The organism is Haloglomus irregulare (assembly GCF_007421925.1).
In the GTDB taxonomy this organism is placed as follows: domain Archaea; phylum Halobacteriota; class Halobacteria; order Halobacteriales; family Haloarculaceae; genus Haloglomus; species Haloglomus irregulare.
In genome coordinates this window covers 1-5384 of sequence record NZ_QMDX01000046.1, presented here as the reverse complement: position 1 = coordinate 5384, position 5384 = coordinate 1, and the positions used below count along the sequence as shown (strand labels likewise).

4 protein-coding genes and 1 pseudogene are annotated in these 5384 nt (G+C 59.7%); all 5 read left to right on the top strand.

What is annotated here, in order from left to right; genetic code table 11:
• The first annotated feature begins 482 nt into the window (after positions 1–482).
• The 5 genes and pseudogenes from DP107_RS19600 to DP107_RS19580 all read left to right on the top strand — a co-directional run bounded on the left by DP107_RS19600 (position 483) and on the right by DP107_RS19580 (position 5314).
• Positions 483–1598 (top strand): hypothetical protein, encoded by a 1116-nt coding sequence (locus tag DP107_RS19600; protein ID WP_238330982.1) that lies wholly within the window; start codon positions 483–485, stop codon positions 1596–1598.
• Positions 1599–1923: 325 nt separating this feature from the next.
• Positions 1924–2253, top strand: coding sequence for a DUF7471 family protein (locus tag DP107_RS19595; RefSeq protein ID WP_144263755.1), 330 nt, complete (start codon positions 1924–1926; stop codon positions 2251–2253).
• A complete protein-coding gene (locus DP107_RS19590; protein WP_144263754.1) occupies positions 2250–2789 on the top strand; it encodes a winged helix-turn-helix transcriptional regulator in 540 nt (179 codons plus the stop codon). The genes DP107_RS19595 and DP107_RS19590 overlap by 4 nt, the downstream gene beginning before the upstream one ends.
• Before the next feature lie 79 nt (positions 2790–2868).
• Positions 2869–4154, top strand: a pseudogene (locus DP107_RS21635) (DUF7405 family protein).
• Positions 4155–4237: 83 nt separating this feature from the next.
• The gene (locus tag DP107_RS19580) at positions 4238–5314 is read left to right on the top strand and encodes an iron transporter (RefSeq protein WP_144263753.1); all 1077 of its coding nucleotides are present in this window, start codon (positions 4238–4240) and stop codon (positions 5312–5314) included.
• Positions 5315–5384: the final 70 nt, after the last annotated feature.

The window sequence follows — 5384 nt, the reverse complement described above, 5'->3', positions numbered from 1 at the left end:
CTGTTGGATTCATCCCACGAGTAAACTCGTGGGCGTTCTCCTTGATTATGTGTAAGCCGTACGAGTGCGCAGGACGTGTCGGTAAGAGGAACGTCGCTGTTAGGCACTTCCGCGACGGGGACGACGATGGCCGTTCCTTCGGGTCCGACCCCACGGCGTGATGATTGACTCTGCTGTCTCGCGGCGTCTCACTCACCCAGCGTTCGGTGAGTTCGCCCCCGGAGGAGAATCCGAGTCCCACCAATGCGAGCGCCACCAGTACCCCCGAGACCAGAAAGAGAACGGGAGGAGTCCGATGGCCCGTGATGATTGATCAGGTATTATTATTCAAAAGGTTGTTCGTTCGCCCGGCGGATTCGAGGATCAAACCACGGACGCTTTTTTCCAGACTCTCGTAGACGTACGTGATGGGTCGTCGTCAGTATTCTCGATTATGGGTCCCGGGAATCTTGACCCTGTGTCTGCTGATGCTCCTCCCTGGTGTGGCGAATGCCCACGACGTGACCGGATCGCGATTCAACGCATCGATTCCACTCTCGTTGCTCTTTCTCGGCGCTGGTGGAACAGTCGCACTGACCGCGGTGTGGCTAGCGGTCACGAATCGAACAAACACGAAGACGAGACGACGCACGTTCACAACGGTCGACGCCCGGACAGCATACTGGATTCGGGCGGTCGTGGGAGTCCCATTCCTCTTCGGTGTCGTCACAGCACTCGCGTTTGGGGTCCTCGGACGGCAGGCCGCTGCGGAGAACTTTGCGACAGTGTTCACCTGGCCGGTCTGGTTTCGCGGCGTGGGACTGCTCGCTATCCTGCTTGGCTCCCCGTGGAACGCACTCTCTCCGTGGCGGGCAGTCTACCGTGGGCTGTGTCGGCTTGAGGGGCGACAGCTGGCAGTCTTGGGTGGATATCCATCCCAGCTAGATGCCTGGCCCGCGCTGGCTGGCTTTCTCCTCCTCATCGGTATTGTCGAGAACTTGACTGTCATCCCACGGTCGCCAACACTCACAACCGTCATGATTTCTGTCTATGCGTTCATCATGCTCACCGGGGCAGTGCTCTTCGGACCGACTTGGTTCGAACGGGCTAACCCGATGGGTGTGCTGTATCGCTTGTTTGGCCACGTCGTAGGGGTATTCATTAACCGAACTCCTGCAGGGGACATTGAGATTTCGGTTCGACCACCATGGCGAGGTTGTAGCGACCCCGTCTCGGGGCTGGCAATCGCCGTCTTCGTTGTCGCTGCTGTTTACACTGTCAGCTTCGACGGATTCACGAATACCCGACTGTACCAGACCGTCTTGTTCGGTGTTCGGGACGCGATAGGGACCGGCCCGCCAACGAGTGCTCTTCTCTATTGTTTCGGACTCGTCCTGTTCGTCGGAGTGTTTGCTCTGATGATCTTAGCCGGTGACGCGCTCGGGATCTCGCCACGTCTCGGGGGCGAGATCGCGACCGATGGGGGGCAGACAGCGTGGCGTGGAGCAGCCAGAGCGTTTGCACCCACTATTCTTCCCATTGCAGCCGCCTACGATGTCGCGCATAACTACACATACGTCGTTCGGAGCGCAGCTCGACTGCTCGAGATCAGCGCCTAACCACTCGAAATCGGTGTCGACTCGCTCGACCCGTTCGGGTGGCTCTCAGTACAGGTCTTCTGGGGATCACAGGTGCTTTTGATCGTCATAGGGCACGTCATCGCAGTCGTAGCGGCCCATCACGTCGCCGTCGAGCGGTATCCCTCACTCTCGGATGCCCCCGGGGTCATCTTCCGCTCGTCGTCTTGATGATCGGCTATACGATCCTTTCGCTGTGGATGATCTCGCAGCCCGTGGTCGGAGGATGAACCCAACATGAACATGATAACTCCAGAATAGACCCGTTGCGACACACTCAGATGCGTCCACAGTTAATGGAAAGATAATGGCGACTATTCCACTCCACGCGGTTCCCGACATCGGGTCCGCTACCCTACTGATACTCGTGACCATCGCGGCGATGGGCACGGCACTTCTGTTAGGAGTGGCGTTTGCTGCACTCGTCCGACGACGGTCACGACCGTACCTGTTGCTCGTCGCTGCTTTCACAGCTCTTTTTGCTCGATCCGTTGTCGCCGGCTTCAGTATGTTCGGAATGCTCTCGCCGACGACCCACCACTTTTTCGAACACGGAATGGACGTGTTACTTATTGCGCTCGTCGTCGCGGCGGTCTACTATGCTCGAACCGTCAGTCACGAGGGGTCAGCAGTATGACACACCAGCGAACGCGGATTCGCGAGTTCGTCTCCGACCACCCAGGGATCCATTTCAACGAACTCACACGGGCACTTGACCTCGCCCCCGGCCAAGTCCAGTACCACCTCAAGAAACTCAAGCGAAAAGATGCGATCACCGAAGAATCACTGTACGGGCGAACGCACTACTACACGCCTGATTACGGTCCTTGGGAGAGAGGAGCACTGGCCGTGCTACGCAGGGAAACCGCTCGTGACATCCTCGTCTATCTCATGACGAACGGGCCCAGCACGCCCGGCATCGTCGCAGATGGGTTGAATATCGCCCGAAGTACCCTCGAATGGCATCTCGACCATCTCGTCGAACAGGAGCTCGTCGACAAGCAGCGCGATACTCAAAACCACATCACGCTCGTTCTTTCACATCCGGAAGAGACGGCTCGAATGCTTCGGTTGGTCGAGCCATCGGTCGCCGACAGACTGGTTGATCGGTTCACGCGACTCGTTGACGGGCTACTTGCCGGTGAGCCAGATGCGACCGAGAACGACTCGTGAGACGCTGTAGACACTCGTTCGAGAACCGAACCAGAACTCTGCTTTCCGTCGAGTTCAGAGGTTCGAGATAGTGATGGATCTGCTTGACGACGATCGTCCTCGGCGACAGGTTCTCAAAACAGCCGTCGCGCTGGGGGGGCGAGTGTATTGGTGCCTGCGTGGACCTTGGTGGCTCCGAGCCGGTCCCGACCGGTGATCCGAACGCGAACCCCTCACGCCAACACGCCTGGCGCGAGTACCTCCGCCACGACGAACACGGGAACTCCCAACTCCCGAAACACCAAGTGCTCCCCTACATCAACTTCGACGGGGATGGTCAACCGTCGACTGACACCCGGTCGACACTCGAACGAGCACTCACGGTTCTGGACCGAGCCTATGAGTGGAGCCACGAGAGCTTGCTCCATTCGATCGCGTACTCGCCATCGCACTTCGAGCGGGTTGACAAGCCACTCCCCGAGAACGTAGAGCTTCTCGAGCCACGGGCGCTCTCACCGTTCGAATCCCCACGGTTCGATACACAGGACGCGGTCGTCCACCTCGCAAGCGACTGCGCCGACGTGGTGCTCGAAGCCGGCCCTTCGGGGCGAGCAAGACCAGGCGAACGACGTCTCCGTTGACGCCCGACTCACCGACGTCGCGACGATCGCTGCACGATGGACCGGATTCGTCGGCGCTGGCCTCCCGGCGAACCACCAGGACGCGGCTGGCGTTCCCAACTCGAATCCGGTTCCGGAGGCATCACCGCTGTTCATGAGCTTCGAGGCTGGCTTCAGGGGGAACCAGGCGACCGAGGAGTACGTCACCATCCAAGATGGGCCGTTCGCGGGCGCGACGACGAAAGTGATCGCCAATCTTCGCCAGCGGCTCGAAGACTGGTACGACGGACAGTCCTCCGAGGACCGCGTGATGGAGATGTTCAGCCCCGGCCACGCCGAGAACGACCTCGTTGAGGGTGTTGGGTCGAATCTGTGCTCCGGTAGCGGGATCGACCAGTTCGTTGAGGAGATCAAAGCGGACGCGAGAGACCGCGGCCGCGTTGATCACGCACAGAAGGCCGCCCGTGCGAACCGAGACGCGGACTGGAAGGTGAAACTCCTCCGCCGCCACTTCGAATCGACGGATGATATCGGGTCGGACCAGAAGGTAGCAAGTCTCCACTTTCCGTCCCTGCAGCGTCAAATCACGGACTTCGAGGATGTCCGTCGGGGAATAAACGGCACCGATTTGACCGAAATCACGCCAGCGATTCGTCAGCGTGTCAACAACGGTATCCTCGAGTATATTTTCCTCCGCCGTCGCGGGAACTTCCTCGTCCCGCCTCGCAGATATCGAGCGGTTCCGACGCCCCGACCCGAATCTTAGTTGGAACTGCGGTACACGTTCGCTGGTGGCGATTCGAGGACCGGACCAGAATCGACTTTCTCCAAGGGTTCTGAGTGTCAGATATGAATCGACGTGCGTTGTTGCAGGCTGGCGCTGCTCTCACCGGGTCGGCAGCCCTCGCCGGCTGTACGGGACTGTTCGAAACACAGTCAGTTGGTCAACCACCGGTCTCAGAGGACCGACCGAACGGCGTCTATATCCCGAGCCACGTCGAGGGGATGAAGATGTCCGGGATGACCACCCAAGGCGATTATGCGTTCGGGCTCATGTACAGCTACGCCCACCGATTCTGGAACGTTAACGGCGATTCCGTCTCGCTGACCGAAATCGCTGACGAGGACGATGTCCACCTGATGGCCAGCGTTTGGGATCCCGAGACGATGACGGTACTTCCGGAGACGGGACTCTCGGTGGAGATTCACCAGGGCGACTCGCTGGTCTCCCAGGAGGCCATCTATCCGATGCTCTCCCAGCCGATGGGCTTTCACTACGGCGCGAACTTCGGGCTGAATGGCGATGGAGAGTACACGGTCAAGCTGAGCGTCGGGGCGGTGACCACCCGTCGGACCGGCGCGTTCCAGGGACGGTTCTCGGAGCCAACGACCGTCGAGATTCCCTTCGAATACAGCCAGCAGGCGAAAGAGGAAATTATGTTCAAGCGAATGGAGGACGAGACCGCGACGCCCGGGGCGGTTGACCCGATGGAAATGGAGATGATGCCCGACTCGCTGGCGCCGTCCGAAAGCGACCTTCCGGGCACAGCCATCGGCTCCGGGATGAGTAACGATGCGAAATTCGTCGTGACCGTCCTCAAGACGCCGCCAGCCGGTATCGACGGGGACGGACAGTACGTCGCCGTGTCCGCACGGTCCCGGTACAATCGGATGATTCTCCCCGCGATGGGACTGGAAGGCACGCTCTCGAGGGGGAGCGAGACAGTCTACGAGGGTGAATTCACACGGACGCTCGATCCGAACCTGAACTACCACTACGGCGCAGTCGTTGACGGTGTCGAATCGGGTGACGAACTCTCGTTGCGGGTGACCGTCCAGCCGCAGACCGCACGGCACGAAGGATACGAGACGGCCTTCAGCGGGCTCATGGGTGGAATGGATGACGTGACTATCACTGTCGAGTGACAAGAAGGAGAAGATGGCACTGTCTAGTTACGAACCTCCTCAGCTGGCGTGCGCCCGCCGAGCGATTGGT

What these genes read in the sequence shown, in the direction of transcription:
- DP107_RS19595 (WP_144263755.1), top strand. Translation starts at nt 1,924, where the DNA reads ATGGCGACTATTCCACTCCACGCGGTTCCCGACATCGGGTCCGCTACC.
- DP107_RS19590 (WP_144263754.1), top strand. Translation starts at nt 2,250, where the DNA reads ATGACACACCAGCGAACGCGGATTCGCGAGTTCGTCTCCGACCACCCA.
- DP107_RS19580 (WP_144263753.1), top strand. Translation starts at nt 4,238, where the DNA reads ATGAATCGACGTGCGTTGTTGCAGGCTGGCGCTGCTCTCACCGGGTCG.